The sequence below is a fragment of the Bacillus sp. SIMBA_008 genome, assembly GCF_046535495.1.
Taxonomy (GTDB): Bacteria; Bacillota; Bacilli; order Bacillales; family Bacillaceae; genus Bacillus; species Bacillus subtilis.
This window is the reverse complement of the sequence record NZ_JAWRWL010000844.1, coordinates 1-255: the sequence shown is the minus strand read 5'-3', so window position 1 is coordinate 255 and position 255 is coordinate 1. Positions and strand designations below refer to the sequence as shown.

Here is a 255-nt window from a genome sequence, read left to right as displayed (position 1 = left end):
GGCTGGATTTAAGCGGCTCATTTGCATCGTGCCTTAAAATCTCCTATCCTTAAATAGGAGATTTTTTTATGGAATGGAACAACTCATAAACAGCTAGCAATTGTTATTGCATTGAAACGACAGGAGTGGAACAAATGAAACAAGAAAAAGCGATCATAATAGGAGGCGGCCCATGCGGGCTATCAGCTGCCATCGCATTCAAGCAAATTGGAATTGATGCACTTGTCATTGAAAAGGGGAATGTCGTCAACAGTA

Annotated in this window: 1 protein-coding gene; it reads left to right on the top strand. The window is 41.2% G+C overall.

What is annotated here, in order from left to right; genetic code table 11:
- Positions 1-134 precede the first annotated feature (134 nt).
- The coding region (locus tag SB658_RS25715) for an NAD(P)-binding domain-containing protein (RefSeq protein WP_410603291.1) at positions 135-255 on the top strand (121 nt) is incomplete at its 3' end.